This is a genomic window from Aeromonas sp. Y318-3 (assembly GCF_027706185.1).
GTDB lineage: Bacteria > Pseudomonadota > Gammaproteobacteria > Enterobacterales > Aeromonadaceae > Aeromonas > Aeromonas veronii.
Genome location: NZ_JAPDCN010000001.1, coordinates 507,395 through 528,249, shown reverse-complemented (window position 1 = coordinate 528,249; position 20,855 = coordinate 507,395). Strand labels below are relative to the sequence as shown.

Below are 20,855 nucleotides of genomic sequence, written 5' to 3'. Positions count from 1 at the left end.
TTAGCACTCATTAAATCCGTACAATAACGCATTTATGGAATTGTTATTTAGGCATTGCAACAACGTAGAGCAAACCTTTATTAGACACATATCTACTCATCTTGCAAATTTCAGCTGTTAGCTATAAAACACCGTAAGTTGCCGCCAAAATCATACAGAATTCACATAACTAAAATTCGCTACATAATACTCGAAAAGGAAATTATACATGAGCGATATAGTGAAAATCCTCTCGTTTGACAAGTATATAGCACCATTGGAACGGACGTCTGATGGAATAATGGCAGCAACACACTTAGCTAATGTTAAGTGGATTGACAACACCCCTGGGCGTTTCTATGTAAAAGTATACCCAAAGTGTCACCCCAAAGGCTTGATCAATGAAATTACTGGCTACCTAGTTGCTCACGCAACCGGTATACCGCAACCGAGAAGAGTGGCCATTATACAAATTCCTAAAGAAGTTATAGAGAGCAATTTCAAAGGTGACTTTGAATGTTCTGGTGACTACTATTGGGGGTGGGCAAGTGAAGAGTCTGGTACGACTCCTAATACATATCTAAAAATGAGTGACATGGTTGCGTATAACCGATGTATAGAGATACTGCAGAAATGGAAATCTTTTCCAAGTATGCTAGCCTTTGATGACTGGGTTGCCAATCAAGATAGAAATACAGGAAACATAACGATAAAAGGGTACAATGACTTTTATGTAATTGATCATGGCAATGTGCCTGTTTCTGAGATGTGGACTAATGAAAACTTAGTTATTGAAAAGGTGTACAAAAATAAGCTGCTTGATGGTTTATATCAAAACAACTTTCCATTACCTTTATCTGTTGCATTAGTTGAATCAAGCAAACTCCACCCTGAGGCTTTTAAAAAAGCACATCAAGAGTTAATTAAATGGTGTGACGTGTTACTTGATGAAGATTGTTCATCACACCTTCGGCACTTTCTTGAAGCACGCGCAAACCTTAGTGTTTCTAGGATTAAGAACAAAACAGGGTTATTGGTGGCCTAAATGAATAATCTTGAAAAATTATTGGGGCAAAGTACAGATGCCAATCTAGTAAAAGGTGAGTGGTTTAATATCAGATGGACACCTGATTTAGCTACAGGTGAAAAACTAAATATTGGCGTTGGTTTTGTCGAACAGGGGCGAGTGCATAGCCGATTATTAAGCTATTTTGAAAGATTAAAGTGTTTATATGGTGAACGAGGCATTTACCATGCAGAACTTGTCACATCTATCGTAGGTGAGAGCTTACGTCAAAATAAAAAATCCTCACCAATCCCTCAGATTACCTATGATCACTCAGGTTATGCTCAAGGCTTTTCTGTTGACGAAATCCTAACTAGTCTTTTTGAACAAACGGTTCCTTTGCAGAAAAAAATTCGCGTTCCAAACAGTGAGGCACGATTTAATTCTGTGAATACAGAAAAACTTTACACCTGTTTGGTTGATGCATTAAAAATAAAGGCAGGCTTACAGTTTGAACAGTTTGTTCCCGCTGATAGCTCCATACTAATTAATGATTCACTGGGTTCCCATGAATTGTTTGTACCCTTCCGAGACAATAAAAGTCTTGTTGGTGGACTTGCTTCAACTGTTTATTCAAATGTCCAAAGAATAGAACTTAACCTATTAAAAGCGGCTAGAGATGTAGAAGCAGCGGTTAAGTTAGGGAAAGGAAATAAAGCATCAGTATTCATATTAATGCCTGGCGATGAGGTCGAAAACTTAAATAAAGAGCAAGTGATATCAATCGAAAACACACTTGATAAATTCAATTGGCACATGAACAAGCAAGGTATTTCAGTTGGAGGGCACACATCTATTAATGGCTTAGCGGACGAGATATGCTTGTGGGCTAATGTGGCATGAGCATTAGCATTAGCATTATTTAAAAGTGACTTATTCCTCTTGGTTCTTTTTATTAAATCGTTGATTTTTATTCGACGGTAATTTTAAAAGTCAGGGCCCCAGCTTTCTGGCAAAAAACTATATAGCCAAAACACAAAGGTGGGAGCCCTGTTTTGATTACGATATATTCCCCCCTTTCAATCTCACTCCTACCTCCCCCACACCCGCCACCCCATCAACACCAGCATCAACACAACCCCCGGCAGCCAGACCCAGTAGAGCTCGGAGAGGATCACCGCCTCACCTCTGGCGGTGAGGTAGGCCTCCCACTTGAAGGGGGCGACACGGATCACCTGCCAGGGGGCGAAGAAACGCTCGTCACGCCACGGCCAGAGCCAGCCAACCCCCTTGCCGCCGGTAGTGAGGGAATCGAGCAGGCTGTGGGAAAGCAGAGAGACCAGCAGAAACGACCAGATGGTGGCGGCGCTGGCCCGAAATTGGCGGTGAAACAGCATGGCCAGTGTGGGCAAGGCAAAGGCAAACAGCAGTGAGTGGGTAAAGCCGCGGTGGCCAAAGACATGGCCGTAGGCGACCCCCAGTTTGAAGGCGAGCACATCGGCATCGGGCAGCATGGCGATGGCGACCCCAGCCAGCAGCAGGCGCGGCGGGATAATCCGGCTGCCAAGCCCGAGACCAAGGCAGAGAGGGACGGCGGCGTGGGTGACGATGGTGGGCATAAAGTGAAGCTCCAACTGAAAACGTGAGGCTACCCTACCCCCGCTCGGTGAAGTGAAGGTGAAGTGCCCCCTCTTATGTTGCTGTATTCCCCCTCAAATCCTTAGCCATCAGCCAGAAGAGGCGTCACACAGGAAAGCTGTTGCACGCGCTCCGAAGCAGGGGCCGAAATCCTGTGGTTTGTCCCTCTGTATTGGCTCGTTCGTTGTGTGTCGAACGCAGGCCCAATCAGCGTTGGCGCGTTAACTTGAAATGTTCATTTAACAGCGGCTGACATACAGAGCGGGATCGTGATAAGTAGTCTCTTCGATTCACATCACAGGGATAGTGGCAGCGATGAATGTATCAAAAAGCGTCGTGCGGATTGCGAGCGTTATCAGCCTTTGGTTAATGACAGGATGCATGGCAGAGGCCGCCTCTGCGCTGCCGCAGCAAGAGCCGTATGCGCTGATCTATAACGGGCCGGTTTCTGATGGGGATAGCACCAAGGCGATTGCGGATGTGGTCAAGCAGGTGGGCTTGCCAGTCAGGTATCTCTCCAATATCGAGGCGCTGCCTGCAGAGCTCGATAATGCCAGGGTGTTTATCGTTGGCGGCACTGAGGACGATGTTGAGCCGCTCCTCAACGCCTTCACCGCAGACGCGCGCTCGGCATTAAAAACCTATTTGCAAAACGGTGGCCGCTACCTCGGGATCTGTGGGGGGGCCTTTGTGGCATCCACTGGCTGGTCTGAGGACGAAGGCTTTGTGCCGGCGCTGGGCCTCGTCCCTGCCACATCCGATGATTATGACGGCGACTTTAGCGCCAGGATCTTCCCGATCACCTGGCTTGGCGAAGAGCGCCAGATGTATTACCAGGCCGGTCCGCAATTTACGCCGGTGCCAAGCCCCGAGCAGATCAAGGTTATCGCCCATTTTCAAAACCATCAGATTGCCGCGCTGATCAGCTCATACGGGAAAGGCAAGGTGGCCGTTTCCGGGCCACACCCCGAAGCCCCCGAATCGTGGAAAGAGAATGCGGTGGACGGCGACAAGATGGAGTCGAATATTCATTTAGCAGTTGGATTCGTCAACGAGTTGCTCTCCGAAGAGCCCGTCACCGATTCGAAGTAGGCGCGCCCCTACGCCCCTGGATGTGACCCCATTGCTCGGCCAGGAAGTCAGGCCATCCAATCGGCCGCAATCCATAAAAAACCACCGACCTTTGAAGGTCGGTGGTTTTTTATCGGTGGTAGATAACGGGTAGCCGATACGAAGGGTTCGCTACCTCAACTTTCGCCCGGGAACGAGCACTACTCTTCCTGCTCCTCCGGTTGTCTCTCCTCACCCCGTATCTGTAGCAGCTCCTCGACCCTGGCTTGCCACTTGTCGTGGGCCTGTTTGCGCTCCTGCTGCATAAATGCTTCTCGCATGGTGTCGATTTTCTGGTCAAGTGTTTCCATCAGAGTGTCTCCTTGTGTGACCGCGTAAAGACTGGCTGACGGCGCGTTGGCCAACCTGCACCCCTAATCTGACACCGCTAATGCCGTTACTGCCCAATCAAATAATCGATTGGAAGTGCTAAAACCAATCTAAAAATTCTTTTCGTGTTTATTCCACCACGCCAGCGCGAGGGAAACAGACCGCTCAGAGCGGGATAATCCGGCACGCGGCCAACACGTTGTTGAGTGTGGTCGTCCCCTTTTCAGGGGAATGGGGCGCCGTTGCCCCATCCGTCCAGTGCGGGGTACCGGCTGATTTCCAGCGTGTTGCTGTGCCCATGATCACACAGTCACAACTCTCGCCCTCCTCTCACCGCGCCCCCGCTTTTTATCATCTAGAGTTAGCGGGCAGTCCAAAGCTGCTGATTTATATACATTCGCCGCCAAGAGGGATCTTTTTTCATGACCGAGCATATCGATCTGCTACCTATCAGCACGGATGATGAGCAGGACGCAGGCAACCGTTACCTCTACTACACCGAAGGGGACCTGGCCCGCATTCTTGCCAATCTGGAACAGCTGCGCCACGCGGTGTTTCCGGCCGCCATCGGAGAGAGCGAAACGGGCGCCACCGTGCCCCACAACTTTCCGTCCGTCTGTCTGGTGGGGCTGGGACGCTGCGGCTCCAACATCGCGCAGGATGTGGCCTCGCTGGTCTACAACGCCCGCAGCTTTTATCTCAATGAGTTCAACAGTGAAGAGCAACGCAAGCGGGAGAAGGAGTTTGGTCCGGTAAGCTGGATCCGGCGCAATCTGCGGCTACCAAACAACGGGGCCCGGCCGGTCTTTCTGATCGAGCCCATGGTGATGCTGGGGGATCTGGACAAGGACATCGATGGCCGCATCCGCCACTCCAATCGCAGCGGCGAAGGTGGCTCCTTGCGTGACTACGCCAAGATGCGGGTGATGGACTTGTCGGAGATCCATGCGGGAGGCGCGGGTAACGCCCCCATCCTGGGTCAGTATCTGGCCAAGATCATCCTCAACAAGAGCCCCCACTACTTCGCCAACTCGGAGTGGCAGGCCATTCATACCTATCTGGTGGACTCCTGCGGCATCAAGGCCAACCAGTCCCGCCTCTATTTCTACATCTTCAGCGCCGGGGGCGGCACCGGCTCCGGCATGGCCTCCGAATTCGGGCTGGCCCAGCAGTACTCCTACATGAGCAAGACCTTTTCCCCCCCGTCAGAAGAGGAGGAGCACCTCTCCCTCGGGGAGCACTTCATGTTCGATCCCATCTTCACCAGCGGCATCTGCATCCTGCCCAACATCTGTGATCGGGGTATCGAGATCTCGGAAGCGCTGCACATCAACGCCGGGCGTTTGCTGTGCAAGTATCTGGCCGAGGAGTGGGACTTCTCCTATCACTTCGACAACGAGCAGGCGTGCGATGCCAGCATGCTCAAGCGGATCAGGCCCTGGAATGCCATGATGCTGATCTCCAACGACATCATGCGCTACGCCGAAGAGAGCGACGATGGCGAGATCCAGCACGTTGACGTCAACACCATGGAGAAGTACGCCAACCAGTACATCTCCCAGCAGATCTTCAACATCCTCACCGCCCAGGCCGTCACCACCGACTACGACGAGAACTACTTTCGCCGGGCGGGCATCGACATCAGCGAGACCATTCGGCTCGATGCCAACGACCTCTTTATGAGTCTGGCTGGGCCGGTGGCGGTGGCGTATGCCGAGTCCATCTCGCCCCCCGGCGGCCTGTTTGACAAGGAGGACGGGCTTAATGTGGACGATCTCTTCACCCGTTCCATCGAGCTGCCCCACTTCAACAAGATGACCCAGGCCATCGAGGGGATCAGTCTGCTGCCCATCGAGGCGGGCAACTATCGGGAGTATCTGGACGACTATGTGAAAAGTGGCCATGACCCGGCCCACCTCAACGAGCTGCACTTCTTCAAGAACTGCTCATCGGTGGTGTCGATCATCTCCCTGCCCAAGGAGTACAAGCTCTCCTATATGGATCTCAACCGGCTCAAGTCTCACCTCAACGGGCTCTTCCCCAATACCACCCTCAAGCGCTATGCGCTGGTCATCGGAGCGTCGGCCAACATCTCCCTCACCACCCTGATCGTCAAGAGCCCCTGCCTGAGCGATGACTTCCTGACCCTGATCGTGGCCTTTATCAAGCGCTGCTTTGCCAAGGATCACTATCGCTTCGATGAGCATCTGGACAAGGCGGTGATCGAGATGATCTGCAATGAGGAGTGGAACGACACACTGCTCGACAGCATGCTCAACGAGTTCGAGAACCCGGCCAAGATCCTCGATACCAACTGGTACGCCATCAAGCCCATGTATGAGAAGAAATATCGGGAGCTTATCCGCGAGAAAGAGAAGTTCGTCTCCATCAACGATATTCGCCTCAGTCGCGAATCGGTGAAAAAGGCGCTGCTCTATCTGCGGGAGATCTATCGCCACCGGGTCAGCAAGACCCGCATTCTCTCCCTCAACCCACGGCTGGGGGAAGCGAACGCTCGCTAGCACCCTGCCCAGAAAGCAAAGCGCCCGCCCCAGATGGGGCGGGCGCTTTTTTACTGACGCAGCCTCGTTTTATCTCATCAGAGGGAGACAAAGATCCCGGCCAGGGTGGCGCTCATCAGGTTGGCGAGGGTCGCCGCCAACACAGCCTTGAAGCCCATATTGGCCACATCGTGACGGCGCTCCGGTGCCATGGTGCCGATGGAGCCAAGCTGCACCGCAATGGAGCCCAGATTGGCAAAACCGCAGAGGGCGAAGGTGATGATGATCTGGGTGTGAGCGCTCAGATCTGCCTTGATATTGGCAAAGTCCAGATAGGCAACGAACTCGTTCATGATCACCTTCTGACCAATCAGGGATCCTGCCGCCATCATCTCGCTGGCGGGCACGCCAATCAGCCAGGCCACCGGAGCAAACAGATAGCCCAGCAGCTGCTGCAGGGAGAGATCGGCCCAGCCGAACCACTCGCCGACGGTGGTGAGACCGGCGTTGATCATGGTAATCACGCTGACAAAGGCGAGCAGGATGGTGCCGATGGCAACGGCGATCTTCATGCCGCCCATGGCGCCACCCGCCAGCGCGTCAATGGCGTTGCTGTAGTCACTCTTGTCGAGGGTGATCTCGGTCTGATCGCTCACCTGCTGCTGCTCCGGCACCAGCAGTTTGGCCATCAACAGGCCACCCGGCGCCGCCATAAAGGAGGCGGCAATGAGGTATTTCAGATCCACACCCAGACCGGCGTAACCGCCCAGCACCGAGCCCGCCACCGAGGCCATGCCGCAGGTCATCACCGCAAAGAGTTCGGAACGGGTCATACCAGCGAGGAAGGGGCGAATAAGCAGCGGCGACTCCCCTTGCGAGAGGAAGATATTGCCGGTGGCCACCAGGGATTCGGCGCGGCTGGTGCCGAGCAGGCGGTGAATGGCACCGCCCAATACCCGGATCACCCACTGCATGATGCCGAAGTGGTAGAGCACGGCGATCAGAGCGCTGATAAAGATCACCAGCGGCAGCACCCGCACGGCGAAGATAAAGCCGTTGCTGGCGAGATCGCCAAACACGAAACGGATGCCGCTGTCGGCGAAGCCGAGCAGGGCGGAGACGCCATTGCTCATGGAACCGAGCATGATTTGTCCGGGGGGGAAATAGAGCACCAGTGCAGCAAAACCGGTTTGCAGGGCGAGCGCACCCAGCACGGTTCGCCAGCGGATGGCTCGGCGGCTTTCACTCGCCAGCCAGGCGATAAACATCAGGGCCAGCATACCGACCAGACTCAATAACAGTGTCATCTTGCACCTATGAAGAGAGGAGTTTCATATGGCAAGTCTGCAGACAGGCGTCGCGGGCGATCCGGCGGGAGAGGTGCCGACCCACGCGACACGCAGACCACAAACCTACAGGTTAGTGGCGGGTCCCATCCTGGGGTCATTCACGTTCCGGGTGACAGCATGTATCGGGTGACGCCAGCGCCGTCGCAGGGGGAGATGCGGCCGGGTGGCAGGTCGGGCGGCGATGGTACAGTGATCATCGTCACAGAAAAAGCGGTAAAACGATTGGCCGGAGTAACTTTTTCAACTTGTTCACACAACGAAACAGGGCCAGCGTGAAGCTGGCCCTGTTTCAATCCGTACTTGAGCGTTCAGATGATTACTTGAGGCGCTTGCCGCTCGCATCCACCACCTGCTCGCCATCCTCCTTGGCGAAGGCCCCTTTTTGCTGATCGGGCAGAATATCGAGCACCACTTCCGACGGACGGCACAGCTTGGTGCCAAGAGGCGTGACCACGATAGGCCGGTTGATGAGGATGGGGTGGGCCAGCATGGCATCGATCAGTTCATCATCGCTGAAACGATCTTCCGCCAGACCGAGCGCCTCGTAGGGTTGCACGTTCTTGCGCAGCAGATCGCGCACCGGCATGTCCATGGCGGCGATCAGCGCCACCAGCTGGTCACGGGAGGGGGGCGTCTCCAGATAGTGGATGACAGTAGGTTCCACGCCGCTGTTGCGGATCAGCTCCAGGGTGTTGCGGGAGGTACCACATTCCGGGTTGTGATAGATGGTGATTGCACTCATTTGCGTGTCTCTCATTAATCAAGTGAATAGAAAATCGATAGCATCAGTTCGCGGCCAGCTGTTAGCGGCCATCAGTTAACGGCCCAGCCCCGCTTCGTACCAGGGTTTGCTGGCGTTAACCACCCGCACCACCAGCAGCATGACCGGCACCTCGATCAGCACCCCGACCACGGTGGCGAGCGCCGCGCCGGAGTGAAAGCCGAACAGGCTGATGGCGGCGGCCACCGCCAGTTCGAAGAAGTTGGAGGCGCCGATCAGGGCGGAAGGACAGGCAACCGAGTGCTTCTCCCCCACCTTGCGGTTGAGCCAGTAAGCCAATCCCGAGTTGAACAGCACCTGGATCAGGATGGGCACCGCCAACAGGGCGATAACCAGCGGCTGCTCGATGATGGCGTTGCCCTGAAAGGCGAACAGCAGCACCAGAGTGAGCAGCAGGGCCGCCACCGACCAGGGCTGGATGCGGGTCATGACGCCATCAAAATGGGCCTCACCCTTTTTCAGCAAAGCCTTGCGCAGCAGTTGGGCGATGATGACCGGGATGACGATATAGAGCACCACAGAGGTGAGCAGGGTATCCCACGGCACTATGATGCTGGAGACCCCGAGCAGCAGCGCCACCAGCGGTGCGAAGGCAAACACCATGATGACGTCGTTCACCGCCACCTGCGACAGGGTGAAGTAGGGATCGCCGTTGGTGAGGCGACTCCAGACAAACACCATGGCGGTGCAGGGGGCCGCCGCCAGCAGGATCAGGCCCGCTACGTAACTGTCGAGCTGATCCGCCGGCAGCCAGTCGGCAAACAGCACGCGGATAAAGAGCCAGCCGAGGAAGGCCATGGAGAAGGGTTTGACCAGCCAGTTGATAAAGAGGGTGACCCCAATACCCTTCATGTGGCCCTTCACCTGATGCAGGGCGCCAAAATCGATCTTGAGCAGCATGGGGATGATCATCACCCAGATTAGCAGCCCCACCGGCAGGTTGACCTTGGCCACCTCCATGGCACCGATCGCCTTGAAGAGATCCGGCAACCCCTGCCCGAGGCCAATCCCCACCAGAATGCAGAGGGCGACCCAGGCGGTCAGATAACGTTCAAAAAAGCCGATGGCAGGCACGGCCTTGGCATCACATGTTGCAGACATCACAGCTCCCGATGCGGCGCAATCCCGCATCTTCTATTGGTTCAAAACACGGGTTTATAACAAGTAACGGCATATTCAAGCCGCCCCGGCTGCTGGCCGGGGCGGCGACTCAATGGTGCTGGCAGAGGCGGCGCAGGGCATCGGGCCCCACCGGCTCCTCGGCGAGCAGCGGCACCACGGCGTAGCGGCTGGCATGTTGCTGCTCGACCGCTTCGATATGGGGCAACTGGCGCTCGGCCCGCAGTTGCAGCAGCGGTGAGCTGACCGCAGCTTGCTGCAAGCTGTGGTTGATAAGCCAGCCCCAGGGCTCGATGCCGGCCCGGCGCAGATCGGATTGCAGATTGGCCGCCTCCTGCACTGGCGTCGGCTCGGGCAGCGTCACAATCAACACCTTGGTCTGTTTGGGATCCTGCAACTGCATCATGGGGGTGGTGAAGTGCAGCCCCTTGTTTCCCATCTGGCGAGCGATCTCCCTGTGGTAGGCGCCGGTGGCGTCGAGCAGCAGCAGGGTGTGGCCGGTGGGGGCAGTATCCATCACCACGAAGCGCTTGCCCGCCTCGCGAATGATGCGCGAGAAGGCCTGAAACACGGCGATCTCCTCGGTACAGGGGGAGCGCAAGTCCTCCTCCAGCAACGCCCGCCCCTGCTCGTCCAGGGCCGCCCCCTTGGTGGCCAGCACCTGGGCGCGGTAACGCGCGGTCTCGGCGTGGGGGTCGATGCGGCTCACCTCCAGATGATGCAGACTAGCTGCCAGCGTCTCGCTCAGGTGCGCGGCGGGATCCGAGGTGGTGAGGTGCACCGGCAAACCGCGGCTCGCCAGCTCCACCGCCACGGCAGCCGCTAGGGTGGTTTTGCCCACCCCGCCCTTGCCCATCAGCATGATGAGGCCGTGACCATCGGCGGCCAGCTCGTCCACCAGTGAACTCAACTCAGGCTGGGTATGCTTGACAGTGGACTGTACTGTCGGGGATTGAGCGGTTGTTCCCTCTGATTGCAGCAACAGGCGCAAACTGTCGACCCCCACCAGATTGGTGGCCAGCAGCGGGATATGATCCTGCGCCAGCCCCTTTATCCCCTGCGGCATCTGAGCGAGAGCCTGTTGCTCGCGCTGCCAGAGCGCCATTGCCAGCGGATCTGCGGCAATGGCGCCTTCGGGGAAGAGGCCATTGATCACCAACTGCTGATTCAGCAAGCCGATGGCGGCCAGCTCCTCGTGGGTGCGGGCCACTTCCCGCAGAGTGGATTGCTGGGCCCGCGCCACCAGCACCAAGCGGGTGCGGGCAGCATCAGCCAGTGCGGCGACCGCGTCGGCATACTGGCTGCGCTGTTTCTCCAGCCCCGCCAGCGGGCCGAGGCAGGAGGCATCCCCCTTGCCCTGCTCCAGAAATTCGCTCCAGGCGCCCGGCAGTTGCAGCAGCCGGATGGTGTGACCGGTTGGGGCCGTATCAAAGACGATATGGTCATACTCGGCCAGCAGTGTTTGGTCGGTCAGCAGGGCGGTGAACTCGTCAAAGGCGGCGATCTCGGTGGTGCAGGCGCCGGAGAGCTGCTCCTCGATGCTGCGCACCACGCTCTCGGGCAACTTGCCGCGCACCGGCCCGACGATCCGCTCCCGATAAGCTTTGGCCGCCGCGGGGGGATCTATCTCCAGCGCCGACAAACCGGGCACAGCGGCGATGGCGGTAACGCGATTGCCGATCTCGGTGGCAAACACCTGCCCCACGTTGGAGGCAGGATCTGTGCTCACCAGCAGCACCCGCTTGCCAATATCACAGAGAGCCACCGCACTGGCGCAGGCCTGCGAGGTCTTGCCCACCCCCCCCTTGCCGGTGAAGAAGAGAAACGGCGGTGGATTGGTCAGAAAATGATACATAGCCTCTCCCGAATGGTGCGTCGCGACTCAGCAGCAACCGCTGCCAGAGCAGCAGCCGCCCTTGACGATCCCCTTGATGGCCGCTTGTGGCGCAGGCAGCCCGGCATAACGAGCCAGCTCGCTGCGGCTCGGATAACGACCGGTCAACACCACCTGCCCCTCCACCAGCACCAGTGGCAACCCCTCCTCCCCGGCGTGGGTCAGAAAAGCGCTGACGGCAAGTGTCTCGGCAAACTGCATCGGCTGCTGGGCCAGATTGAAACGCTCGATGGCAACGCCCTGCTCCTTGGCCCAGGCGAGGTCTGCTGCGAAGGTGACCAGTGCCTGATCAACCTCGGTACCGCAGACACCGCTGGAGCAGCAGAGGGCGGGATCAAAAATCTGAATGGAGGACATGGCATTACTCCTTGTTGCAGCAGGGCTGCGCAGGCAGAACATGGGGGGAGCAGGCTGACTCGGCACGCATCACGCCGCACGCCTCGGGATGACCGGCGCAGCACTCCTCGGTAAGGTAGGCGATCACATCCAGCATCAGGGGAATATTGGCGCGGTAGCGCAGAAAGCGCCCCTCCTGCTCCACCGACAGCAGACCGGTGTTGAGCATCGCCTTGAGGTGAAACGAGAGGGTATTGGGGGCAATATCGAGCTCGCTGGCCAGTTCACCGGCGACCCGCCCCTCCAGCCCGGCCTTCACCAGCAGCCGCCATACATCGAGCCGGATGCCGGATGCCAGCGATTCAAAGACCTTGGTGGCCATCTCTTTGTTCATCTTCACTCCCCTTGGTGCGACCTTTCATTTCAACTATACAAGAATTATTGAAATGATCAAGATACGTACCGAAGCGAAGATACGAGATTCTGGTATCAAACCGGGCTGACTGGAGAATCGACGAGTGAACAACAGTAGCGGAAGACCACACAGGGTTCATCGCAGATAAACAGACGCCCTCCAGAGGGAGGGCGTATCAGACAGTCAGAACTGTCGGGGCAATCAGACAAACGCGTGCCTTATTTGGCAGCAGGCACAGCGTTAAAGGTGAGCAGGGCCGCTTTGTTGGCATCGCTCAGGGTCAGCTGGTTGCCGTTGATGGAGTAGGTTGCCACCTTCTCCAGCTTTTGCAGGAACTCGGTCTCTTTGTTCATGGCGTCGCCGATGCACATCATGCGAGTGGAGCCCATGGCGCCCAGCGTCAAGACACCGTCACCCTGCTTGGTGATGCCGCCAAAATAGCGGTTGCAGCCGCCCTTGCCCGCCACCTTGCCGTCGACCACTTGCAGGGTGAAGGTATCGCCGGTGGCGCCTTGCAGCTGCCAGCTGGATGCTTGCAGTTGAGCCATGCTGGAACCTGTTGCCATTGCGCAGCCTCCCAGTGCCAGCGCGGCCAGCAGAGTCAGTTTCTTGTTCATGGATTCACCTCTTAATGATTAGAGCCATCAATACGGCAGCCTGTTTATCATGGCTGACGCCCATGCCAAAGGATTTTATTGTGATCTCCCTTCACTTTACTACCAGCTGGCATGTGCCATGCTTAGGCTCAGTTCCGGACCCAGGGAGGGGAAACGAATGGTCAAATCACTCATCATCACACTGCTTGCAACCTGCGCCAGCATGGCCGCACAGGCCGCCGACTGGGCAGTGGTTCAGCCGCAATCCAACCCGTCTCTCTATGTCAAAAGTTACTCGGGTGTGTTGCTCAATGGCCATAGCCATCACAGCGACAGTTTTGATCTCTGGCTGGTCAATAGCGGCTATCAATATCCGGTGGTGGATGATGTGACCCTCTTTATGGAAGCGGGCCCGGCGGTTGCGGATCAGAATCGCACATCCGGTTTCAATATGAGTTCGGGGGTACGCTACCAGCTCTCTCCGGCATTCAATATCGGCAGCCAGATCAAGCATCTTGATCTCAACAAGGCCAGCACCCTGCTGGAGCTCAACTCCAGCCTGCTGCTGACCCCCAGACTCTCCCTCACCGCCAACTACGGGGTCAGCGCCATCACTGCCGATCAGGCACTGAGTCTGGGGGTCGGCTTCAACTTCTGATGATCACAACAGCGGCGTGGCGCTCACCACCACGCCGTTGCGATCCGCATAGACGTAATCCCCTTCGTGGATGGTCACACCGGCAAAGCTGACCACGGCCCCCAGCTCTCCCAATCCCCGCTTCTCGGTCTTGACCGGACAGGCCGCCAGCGCCTTGACCCCGAGCGCCAATGTCGCCAGGGTGCCCACATCCCGCGCCGCGCCGTGGATCAGGATCCCCTCCCACCCCTGCTCCACCGCCTTGACCGCCAGTTGATCGCCAAGCAGCGCACGGCGCAGCGAGCCGCCGCCGTCGATCACCATCACCTTGCCGTGACCGGGGCGGGTCACCAGATCCCGCACCAGACTGTTGTCTTCATAACAGGAGAGCGTTACGGCGCGACCATAAAAGAGGGCCTTGCCGCCAAAATCCTGAAACACCGGGTCGGCCACTTGCAGCAAGTCGCCATGTTGATCGCAGAGGTCAGGCAGGAGATCCAGCATGATTTGATTCCTTTCAGATGCATGAAAGTGTTCATTCTTTCATCAGGCAAGGTTTCTGGCAATCCAGAAGGATTCAATATTGCCCAGACAAACTGCTGATTTATCCATCAATACTGGTATCAGCCAGAGCTGGCCATCCTCCACCCAGTAGATGGCGTTCTGGCCAAAACGGGCAGCCAGCTGACGGGCTTGTGGCAGGGATAGCGCCACCGCCAGCGATGACTCCTGCCAGCGTTCGTCCGGGTCAGATCCCCAAAACGGCCCCACCACGGGCACCTGCAAATCCACGATCAGATGGCGCCACAGCGCCCGTTCCCGCCGCATATTGCGTCGTTGTGTGACCCACTGGCTGGCCGGATTCCAGGCTGTGATGATGGCAAAGGCAGACCAGTCTGGTGGCTCAAATGGCGCGATAAAGCAGATTTTCTTGTAGTTTTCCCACAAATTCATGTCAATCACATGTTACATTCCATTACATTTTGTAGGGGCGAAAACCCGGTTCAGGCCAAGTATGATGCAGCTGTACCAGGGTTTGACCTATATCAAATCAGAGTTAAAAAGTTGCTATCTGACGGCAAAGAGTGTTGTTATGCTCCTGTTAACTGATAAAATGCGGCCACTTTCGTAATGGACGACCTTTCCAGGCTCTGCTCGACCAGACTTGTCGGGAACCTATAAGTGGCACAGGGATACTTGCCGGTACTGATGCCTAATTCGCGATATTCCGACCTGACTCTCATACCCAGGATGACGTAATAAATTTTCAGGATCAGTCAGGAAATCGGTTTGAAACGCCAAAGAGTGTTAAATTTAAGATAATTAACTGATAAGAATCTGGGAATACTCATGCAAACACCACACATTCTGATCGTCGAAGACGAGCTGGTCACACGCAATACCCTGAAAAGCATTTTTGAAGCCGAAGGCTACATCGTGCTCGAAGCCAACAACGGCGACGAAATGCACCAGGCCCTCACTTCCCACACCATCAATCTGGTGATCATGGACATCAACCTGCCGGGCAAGAACGGCCTTCTGCTGGCCCGTGAGCTGCGTGAGAACGACAACATCGCCCTGATGTTCCTAACCGGTCGTGACAACGAAGTGGACAAGATCCTGGGTCTGGAGATCGGCGCCGATGATTACATCACCAAGCCGTTCAACCCGCGCGAACTGACTATCCGTGCCCGCAACCTGCTGAGCCGCACCATGAACGTGGCAGCCGGTGGCGAAGAGAAGAAGCTGGTTGAGCGTTACCTGTTCAACGGCTGGGCGCTGGATATCAACAGCCGCGCACTGGTTAGCCCGACTGGCGACATGTTCAAGCTGCCGCGCTCCGAGTTCCGCGCCATGCTGCACTTCTGCGAAAACCCGGGCCAGATCCAGACCCGCGCCGAGCTGCTGAAGAAGATGACCGGCCGTGAGCTCAAGCCCCACGACCGAACCGTCGATGTGACCATCCGTCGCATTCGCAAGCACTTCGAAAGCGTCAACGATACTCCGGAGATCATCGCCACCATCCACGGCGAAGGCTACCGTTTCTGTGGTGAGCTGGAGCAGGAATAAGCTCCCGCTACGCTGTTGATCTGAAAAGGCGCCTCGGGCGCCTTTTCTGTCTCTGCGGTTTGCCTTAAAGCTGAGAAACCGTGAGCGTGACGTCGAACGGCGCACAGGATAGATGAAAAACAAAAAGCCCACTCGCAGGAGTGGGCTTTTTGTTTTGAAGCTGGAGCGGGCAGCGGGAATCGAACCCGCATCATCAGCTTGGAAGGCTGAGGTAATAGCCATTATACGATGCCCGCCTGGCATCTGAAATTTGGAGCGGGTGATGGGAATCGAACCCACGTATGCAGCTTGGGAAGCTACCGTTCTACCATTGAACTACACCCGCGTCAGGGCTCCTACTATATGCATTTTGCCGCCGAGCGCAATGGCGCCTTTGCCACTTTTTTCAATAAATCAATCTGTTCGGACAAGGATTGAACAAACGGTTGCTTTTTCAATCAAACATTTTCAACACAGATAATTTACAAGGTTGCCAAGGCCAAACGGCAAGGATAGTCTTGCGCCACTCGACGCGAGGATGGTGGTAATGGATAAAAAAACGCAAAAACGTCTCTATGGCTGGTTGCGCAAGCAATCGAGTCACGGTCGCCGCTGGATCACGATATCCATCGCTTTTGGCCTTGGCCAGGGCATTCTGATAGTGGCGCAAGCCTGGCTGCTGGCGACCCTGTTGCACGGCTTTATCATCGAAGGCTCAACGCCTGAGCAATCCATCACGCTCTTTATTACCCTGCTGCTGGTGACGCTTGGCAAAGCGGCGCTGGCCTATGGCCGCGAAGTGGCCAGTTTCAAGGCGGGCAGCGCGGTGCGCCAGACCATCCGCCAACTGGTGCTCACGCGCTTGAGCCGTCTCGGCCCAGCCTATATACAGCGCCGTCCGGCCGGTAGCTGGGCCAGCCTGCTGCTGGAACAGATTGAAAACATGCAGGATTTCTTCTCCCGCTATCTGCCGCAGATGGCCATCGCCGTCTTTATTCCGGTGGTCATTCTGGTGGCGGTATTCCCGGTCAACTGGGCGGCAGGTCTGATCCTGCTCGGCACTGCGCCCCTCATCCCCATCTTTATGATCCTGGTGGGTGTGGGCGCCGCCGATGCCAACCGCCGCAATTTTCAGGCGCTGGCTCGCCTCTCCGGCCACTTCCTCGATCGGCTGAAGGGGCTGCGTACCCTGCAACTCTTTATGCGTACCCAGGCAGAAGGTGACGCCATTCGCGACGCCTCGGAAGATTTTCGCGAGCGCACCATGGAGGTGCTGCGCCTGGCGTTTTTGAGCACCGCCGTGCTGGAGTTCTTCGCAGCCATTTCTGTGGCGCTGGTTGCCGTCTACTTTGGCTTCTCTTATATCGACCATCTGAACTTTGGTAGCTATGGGGTAAAGGTCACCCTCTTTACCGGCCTGTTCGTGCTGTTTCTCGCCCCCGAGTTCTACGCCCCGCTGCGGGAACTGGGTGCCCACTACCACGCCAAGGCGCAGGCCATTGGCGCTGCCGAGCAGCTGCTGGAATTCCTCGAAGCCGAGGTGAGCGAACCGGCCGCAGGCACGGCGCCGTTCCATGCCGACAGCCCGGTCAAGGTAGAAGCCAAAGGACTTGAAGTGCTGAGCGCCGAAGGCAAGGTGCTGGTCGGCCCCATCGACTTCACCCTGGAAGCCGGTTCGCGCACCGCCCTCATCGGCGTCAGCGGCGCAGGCAAGAGCTCGCTGGTCAACGCCCTGCTCGGCTTTGCCCCCTATCGCGGTGAGCTCAAGGTCAACGGGCAGGAGCTCGCCACCCTCGACATGAGCCAGTGGCGCCTGCAGCTGGGCTGGCTCTCGCAGAACCCACAGCTGTTCCACGCCTCCTTGCGCGACAACCTGCTGCTGGCCAAACCGACGGCCAGCGACGCCGAGCTGGAAGATGCCCTGAAACGGGCGCAGGCGTGGGAATTTGCCATGGAGAAGGGGCTCGACTATCCGGTCGGCGATCAGGCAGGCGGCCTCTCGGTCGGTCAGGCCCAGCGCCTCGCACTGGCGCGCACCCTGCTCAAATCAACCCAGCTGATGGTGCTCGATGAACCGACCGCCAGTCTGGACCGCCACTCCGAACGCGCCATCATGACCACTCTTGAGCAGGCGATGGCTGGCCAGACCCTGCTGATGATCACCCACCGTCTCGACCAGCTTACCAAGATGGACAAGATAATGGTGCTGGCCCGCGGCCAGCTGGTGGAGCAAGGCAGCTTCCAGCAACTTAGTTCTGGGCAGGGGCCTTTTGCCCGCCTGCTCTCCCAACGTTCCGGAGGTTCTCTCGATGAGTGATCTGTTGCCGTTTCTGCGCCTCTATCGCCAACACTGGCTCAGCCTCACCATTGGTTTGCTGCTGGCGCTGGTGACCCTGGCCGCCGGCATGGGGCTGCTCTCCCTCTCCGGCTGGTTCCTCTCCGCCGCCGCCGTGGCGGGAATGACCGTTGCGACGACCCATGCCTTTAACTACATGACCCCTGCAGGCGGGGTGCGCTTCTTCTCCATCGTCCGTACCGCCGGTCGCTGGGGTGAGCGGGTCGTGAGCCACGATGCCACCTTCCGGGTGCTGACCCGACTGCGGGTCTGGTTCTGGCAGAAACTCTCGCCGCTATCCACCGGTACCCTGGCCGGTTTCCGTCAGGCGGATCTGCTCAACCGACTGGTGGCCGACATCGATGCGATGGATCACGTCTATCTGCGGCTGATCACCCCCATAGGCGCGGCCCTGCTCAGTACCGCCGGACTGGTCTTCTTCCTGTCGTTTTTCGACAACCGTCTCGCCCTCACCCTGGGGGCCATTCTGCTATTTGGCATGATTGCCCTGCCGCTGGTGTTCTACTTCCTCGGCCGTCGCCCCGGTCAGGCGCTGATTGCCGAAAAATCGACCCTGCGCACCCGGATGGTGGACTATCTGGATGGTCAGGCCGAACTGCAAATGTTTGCCGCCGCCCCCAAGGCGCTGGTTGAGCTGCAACAGGCTGAACAGGCGCTGCTGGTCGCGCAGGCCCGCATGGCCAAGGTGAGCGGGCTGGCCAACTTCTCGGTGCAACTGCTGAGCGGCTGGACCCTGACCCTGATGCTCTGGCTGGCCGGTCATGGGGTAGCGGGTGCTGCGCCCGACCCCATTACCGCACTGATGGTCTTTGCCACCCTGGCAAGCTTCGAGGCACTGATGCCGCTGGCGGGGGCTTTCCAGCACCTCTCCACCAGTCTTACCTCGGCACGCCGCCTGAACGAGATCCTGCAAGATGCCAAAGCCCCCGTGTGGGGCGACGAACAGACCCATGCCACCGTTGGTGCGCTGCAGATCAATGACCTCTATTTTGGCTACCCCGGCAACCCCCAGCCGGTGCTGCGTGGCTGCACCCTGCAACTGCACGCCGGTGAGAAGCTGGCGCTGCTGGGCCAGACCGGCTGCGGCAAATCGACCCTGATGGGGCTGCTGACCCGGGAGTGGAGCCCGCAGGCGGGCAAGATCCTGCTGGGTGGCAAGCCGCTCACCGACTACAGCGAAGGGGCGCTGCGCGCCTCCATCTCGGTGGTGAGCCAGCGGGTGCATCTGTTTGCCGATACCCTGAGGGGCAACCTCAAGCTGGCCGCCCCGACCACCACTGACGAGCAGCTGATTGCGGTACTGACCCAGGTCGGACTGGCCAATCTGCTGGAAGATGAGGCGGGCCTTGACGCCTGGCTCGGTGACGGCGGCCGCCCCCTCTCCGGTGGTGAGCGTCGCCGTATCGGCATCGCCCGCGCCCTGCTGCACGATGCGCCGCTCTGGCTGCTGGACGAACCGACCGAAGGGCTCGACAGCCAGACCGAGCGGGAGATCATGGAGCTGCTGTTCCGGCTCGGGGCAGATCGCACCTTGCTGCTCATCTCCCACCGTCTGCTGGGGATGGAGCAGATGGACCGGATTGCCCTGATGGAAGAGGGACAGATCCGCCTCTGCGCCCCTCATGACGAGCTGCTTGGGGATGATTACTACCGCAGCCTCTATCAGCGACTGGCTCCGGTTTGATATCAGCCTGATGGGGCTCACACCCTGACAACCGGGCGCAAAACGGGGCTGGTCGCCGCAGGCGGCTGGCCCCTATAATGTCCCCCTCATTATTCAACAAGATGCCGACATGGAGCGCCTGCGCATTTCTACTGTCCTCATCACCGACACAAGATACGAGACGATGAAACGCCTGATCCTGATGATGCCCCTGATTGCCTCCGGCTGTGCCAACTACGCCTTCAACAGCAATCTGGATAAAGAGAACTTCGACGAATACTTCAAACCCGGTAGCGTGCGCATCTATGAACAGGATGAGCTGGCTGACCTCAACTACCTCTACCTCGGCACTATCGAGGGTGAATCCTGCCAGGCCGATGCCAACCAGCCGGTGCCTAACGCAGGTGAAGCGCGCACCCTGGCCCGCCGCCGCGCGGCCGACATGGGTGGCAACGGCGTCACCATCGACAAATGCGCCGAGTTCAGCGACACCCCGGGCTGCCTGAAACAGGTGATCTGCTACGGGCAGGCGCTGAAAGTGGCCGAAGAGAAGTAACTCGCTATCATGGCCATCGCTATCGTTCGCCTTGGCAGCCCGCGCCTGCCCGATGAGGGGCTGCGGATCGGCACGGTGCGCCGCCCGCCCCGCGGCGTCCCCAAGAGCGAATTTGCCAGCCAGCATTGGTACGATGTCTGGTTTCCCAACCTTGCTCCCAGCAGCGAGACCATGAAGCTGGGGCAGGCAGCCGAGACACCGGCTCAGTGGGCGGCGTTTGGCAAACAGTACAAGGCCGAGATGGCGCAACCTGCCGCCAGGCACGATCTGGCGCTGCTGGCCGCCCTCTCCCACACCACCAATCTGTCGGTGGGTTGCTACTGCGAGCAGGAGTCCCGCTGCCATCGCACCATTTTGAAAGAGCTGCTGGTAGCCGCGGGGGCCGCCATCCGCTAACTCGGTGAGCGACAGCGATACGATGGGGAATCGCGTCAGCCTGTATTCGGCAACCATCAGGCATGGATAGATAGAAAGGGCATCCCGCGGGATGCCCTTTCTCGTTGTATTCACACCTGCCGCGCCACACTCGGCAGCAGCGGC

21 protein-coding genes and 2 tRNA genes are annotated in these 20,855 nt (G+C 57.7%); 10 read left to right on the top strand and 13 right to left on the bottom strand.

Features of this window, described 5'->3' with window-relative positions:
- Positions 1–208 precede the first annotated feature (208 nt).
- Positions 209–1,024 (top strand): HipA family kinase, encoded by an 816-nt coding sequence (locus OKB77_RS02480; RefSeq protein ID WP_201951968.1) that lies wholly within the window; start codon positions 209–211, stop codon positions 1,022–1,024.
- A complete protein-coding gene (locus tag OKB77_RS02475; RefSeq protein WP_127908154.1) occupies positions 1,025–1,888 on the top strand; it encodes a hypothetical protein in 864 nt (287 codons plus the stop codon).
- 188 nt (positions 1,889–2,076) lie between these two features.
- Here OKB77_RS02475 and OKB77_RS02470 read toward each other — a convergent pair whose 3' ends face one another.
- The gene (locus tag OKB77_RS02470) at positions 2,077–2,604 is read right to left on the bottom strand and encodes a metal-dependent hydrolase (RefSeq protein WP_201951974.1); all 528 of its coding nucleotides are present in this window, start codon (positions 2,602–2,604) and stop codon (positions 2,077–2,079) included.
- 334 nt (positions 2,605–2,938) lie between these two features.
- Between OKB77_RS02470 and OKB77_RS02465 the strand changes: the two genes are divergently transcribed.
- Positions 2,939–3,715 (top strand): BPL-N domain-containing protein, encoded by a 777-nt coding sequence (locus OKB77_RS02465; RefSeq protein ID WP_201951977.1) that lies wholly within the window; start codon positions 2,939–2,941, stop codon positions 3,713–3,715.
- A 179-nt stretch (positions 3,716–3,894) separates the two neighbouring features.
- Here OKB77_RS02465 and OKB77_RS02460 read toward each other — a convergent pair whose 3' ends face one another.
- Complete coding sequence (locus OKB77_RS02460) at positions 3,895–4,044, bottom strand: hypothetical protein (protein WP_005338159.1); 150 nt, start codon at positions 4,042–4,044, stop codon at positions 3,895–3,897.
- A 441-nt stretch (positions 4,045–4,485) separates the two neighbouring features.
- Between OKB77_RS02460 and OKB77_RS02455 the strand changes: the two genes are divergently transcribed.
- Entirely contained in the window at positions 4,486–6,585 is a 2,100-nt protein-coding gene (locus OKB77_RS02455; protein WP_103251343.1) for a hypothetical protein, read from the top strand.
- Between the two features lie 77 nt (positions 6,586–6,662).
- On the opposite strand, the gene OKB77_RS02450 is transcribed toward OKB77_RS02455, so the two are convergent.
- The 7 genes from OKB77_RS02450 to OKB77_RS02420 form a co-directional block, all read right to left on the bottom strand.
- Positions 6,663–7,871, bottom strand: coding sequence for a NupC/NupG family nucleoside CNT transporter (locus OKB77_RS02450; protein WP_201951980.1), 1,209 nt, complete (start codon positions 7,869–7,871; stop codon positions 6,663–6,665).
- Between the two features lie 358 nt (positions 7,872–8,229).
- Entirely contained in the window at positions 8,230–8,655 is a 426-nt protein-coding gene (arsC, locus tag OKB77_RS02445) for a glutaredoxin-dependent arsenate reductase (protein WP_201951983.1), read from the bottom strand.
- A 75-nt stretch (positions 8,656–8,730) separates the two neighbouring features.
- Entirely contained in the window at positions 8,731–9,795 is a 1,065-nt protein-coding gene (gene arsB, locus OKB77_RS02440) for an ACR3 family arsenite efflux transporter (RefSeq protein ID WP_201951986.1), read from the bottom strand.
- 109 nt (positions 9,796–9,904) lie between these two features.
- On the bottom strand, positions 9,905–11,668 hold the full coding sequence (arsA, locus tag OKB77_RS02435; protein ID WP_201951990.1) for an arsenical pump-driving ATPase: 1,764 nt from the start codon (positions 11,666–11,668) through the stop codon (positions 9,905–9,907).
- A gap of 27 nt (positions 11,669–11,695) precedes the next feature.
- Positions 11,696–12,064: an arsenite efflux transporter metallochaperone ArsD gene (gene arsD / locus OKB77_RS02430; RefSeq protein ID WP_167564785.1), complete on the bottom strand. Its 369-nt coding sequence runs from the start codon at positions 12,062–12,064 to the stop codon at positions 11,696–11,698.
- 4 nt (positions 12,065–12,068) lie between these two features.
- The gene (locus tag OKB77_RS02425) at positions 12,069–12,437 is read right to left on the bottom strand and encodes an ArsR/SmtB family transcription factor (protein ID WP_005338181.1); all 369 of its coding nucleotides are present in this window, start codon (positions 12,435–12,437) and stop codon (positions 12,069–12,071) included.
- 239 nt (positions 12,438–12,676) lie between these two features.
- Entirely contained in the window at positions 12,677–13,075 is a 399-nt protein-coding gene (locus OKB77_RS02420; RefSeq protein WP_005359119.1) for an META domain-containing protein, read from the bottom strand.
- 157 nt (positions 13,076–13,232) lie between these two features.
- On the opposite strand from OKB77_RS02420, the gene OKB77_RS02415 reads away from it, so the two are divergent.
- Positions 13,233–13,712: a hypothetical protein gene (locus tag OKB77_RS02415; protein WP_064338427.1), complete on the top strand. Its 480-nt coding sequence runs from the start codon at positions 13,233–13,235 to the stop codon at positions 13,710–13,712.
- 3 nt (positions 13,713–13,715) lie between these two features.
- Here the strand turns inward: OKB77_RS02415 and OKB77_RS02410 are convergent, their stop codons facing one another.
- The gene (locus tag OKB77_RS02410) at positions 13,716–14,195 is read right to left on the bottom strand and encodes a putative 4-hydroxy-4-methyl-2-oxoglutarate aldolase (RefSeq protein WP_118854119.1); all 480 of its coding nucleotides are present in this window, start codon (positions 14,193–14,195) and stop codon (positions 13,716–13,718) included.
- Between the two features lie 42 nt (positions 14,196–14,237).
- On the bottom strand, positions 14,238–14,645 hold the full coding sequence (locus tag OKB77_RS02405; protein WP_201951993.1) for a DUF3293 domain-containing protein: 408 nt from the start codon (positions 14,643–14,645) through the stop codon (positions 14,238–14,240).
- 396 nt (positions 14,646–15,041) lie between these two features.
- On the opposite strand from OKB77_RS02405, the gene arcA reads away from it, so the two are divergent.
- Entirely contained in the window at positions 15,042–15,761 is a 720-nt protein-coding gene (gene arcA, locus OKB77_RS02400; protein ID WP_005338193.1) for a two-component system response regulator ArcA, read from the top strand.
- 161 nt (positions 15,762–15,922) lie between these two features.
- On the opposite strand, the gene OKB77_RS02395 is transcribed toward arcA, so the two are convergent.
- Both OKB77_RS02395 and OKB77_RS02390 read right to left on the bottom strand, forming a co-directional pair.
- Positions 15,923–15,997 (bottom strand) — tRNA-Gly (locus OKB77_RS02395).
- A gap of 15 nt (positions 15,998–16,012) precedes the next feature.
- Positions 16,013–16,086: transfer RNA gene (locus tag OKB77_RS02390), tRNA-Gly, on the bottom strand.
- A gap of 201 nt (positions 16,087–16,287) precedes the next feature.
- Here OKB77_RS02390 and cydD point away from each other — a divergent pair.
- From cydD to OKB77_RS02370, 4 genes are all read left to right on the top strand, one after another.
- On the top strand, positions 16,288–18,057 hold the full coding sequence (gene cydD / locus OKB77_RS02385) for a heme ABC transporter permease/ATP-binding protein CydD (RefSeq protein ID WP_201951996.1): 1,770 nt from the start codon (positions 16,288–16,290) through the stop codon (positions 18,055–18,057).
- Positions 18,050–19,780, top strand: a complete 1,731-nt coding sequence (cydC, locus tag OKB77_RS02380; RefSeq protein ID WP_201951999.1) for a heme ABC transporter ATP-binding protein/permease CydC — start codon at positions 18,050–18,052, stop codon at positions 19,778–19,780. Before cydD ends, cydC begins: the two co-directional genes overlap by 8 nt.
- A 163-nt stretch (positions 19,781–19,943) precedes the next feature.
- Positions 19,944–20,315: an Rcs stress response system protein RcsF gene (gene rcsF / locus OKB77_RS02375; RefSeq protein ID WP_013723982.1), complete on the top strand. Its 372-nt coding sequence runs from the start codon at positions 19,944–19,946 to the stop codon at positions 20,313–20,315.
- Between the two features lie 9 nt (positions 20,316–20,324).
- Complete coding sequence (locus tag OKB77_RS02370) at positions 20,325–20,711, top strand: DUF488 domain-containing protein (RefSeq protein WP_139443901.1); 387 nt, start codon at positions 20,325–20,327, stop codon at positions 20,709–20,711.
- The last annotated feature ends 144 nt before the right edge of the window (positions 20,712–20,855 follow it).

Coding starts and splice junctions, on each gene's coding strand:
- OKB77_RS02480 (WP_201951968.1), top strand. CDS start 209: ATGAGCGATATAGTGAAAATCCTCTCGTTTGACAAGTATATAGCACCA.
- OKB77_RS02475 (WP_127908154.1), top strand. CDS start 1,025: ATGAATAATCTTGAAAAATTATTGGGGCAAAGTACAGATGCCAATCTA.
- OKB77_RS02470 (WP_201951974.1), bottom strand. CDS start 2,604: ATGCCCACCATCGTCACCCACGCCGCCGTCCCTCTCTGCCTTGGTCTC.
- OKB77_RS02465 (WP_201951977.1), top strand. CDS start 2,939: ATGAATGTATCAAAAAGCGTCGTGCGGATTGCGAGCGTTATCAGCCTT.
- OKB77_RS02460 (WP_005338159.1), bottom strand. CDS start 4,044: ATGGAAACACTTGACCAGAAAATCGACACCATGCGAGAAGCATTTATG.
- OKB77_RS02455 (WP_103251343.1), top strand. CDS start 4,486: ATGACCGAGCATATCGATCTGCTACCTATCAGCACGGATGATGAGCAG.
- OKB77_RS02450 (WP_201951980.1), bottom strand. CDS start 7,871: ATGACACTGTTATTGAGTCTGGTCGGTATGCTGGCCCTGATGTTTATC.
- arsC (WP_201951983.1), bottom strand. CDS start 8,655: ATGAGTGCAATCACCATCTATCACAACCCGGAATGTGGTACCTCCCGC.
- arsB (WP_201951986.1), bottom strand. CDS start 9,795: ATGTCTGCAACATGTGATGCCAAGGCCGTGCCTGCCATCGGCTTTTTT.
- arsA (WP_201951990.1), bottom strand. CDS start 11,668: ATGTATCATTTTCTGACCAATCCACCGCCGTTTCTCTTCTTCACCGGC.
- arsD (WP_167564785.1), bottom strand. CDS start 12,064: ATGTCCTCCATTCAGATTTTTGATCCCGCCCTCTGCTGCTCCAGCGGT.
- OKB77_RS02425 (WP_005338181.1), bottom strand. CDS start 12,437: ATGAACAAAGAGATGGCCACCAAGGTCTTTGAATCGCTGGCATCCGGC.
- OKB77_RS02420 (WP_005359119.1), bottom strand. CDS start 13,075: ATGAACAAGAAACTGACTCTGCTGGCCGCGCTGGCACTGGGAGGCTGC.
- OKB77_RS02415 (WP_064338427.1), top strand. CDS start 13,233: ATGGTCAAATCACTCATCATCACACTGCTTGCAACCTGCGCCAGCATG.
- OKB77_RS02410 (WP_118854119.1), bottom strand. CDS start 14,195: ATGCTGGATCTCCTGCCTGACCTCTGCGATCAACATGGCGACTTGCTG.
- OKB77_RS02405 (WP_201951993.1), bottom strand. CDS start 14,645: ATGAATTTGTGGGAAAACTACAAGAAAATCTGCTTTATCGCGCCATTT.
- arcA (WP_005338193.1), top strand. CDS start 15,042: ATGCAAACACCACACATTCTGATCGTCGAAGACGAGCTGGTCACACGC.
- cydD (WP_201951996.1), top strand. CDS start 16,288: ATGGATAAAAAAACGCAAAAACGTCTCTATGGCTGGTTGCGCAAGCAA.
- cydC (WP_201951999.1), top strand. CDS start 18,050: ATGAGTGATCTGTTGCCGTTTCTGCGCCTCTATCGCCAACACTGGCTC.
- rcsF (WP_013723982.1), top strand. CDS start 19,944: ATGAAACGCCTGATCCTGATGATGCCCCTGATTGCCTCCGGCTGTGCC.
- OKB77_RS02370 (WP_139443901.1), top strand. CDS start 20,325: ATGGCCATCGCTATCGTTCGCCTTGGCAGCCCGCGCCTGCCCGATGAG.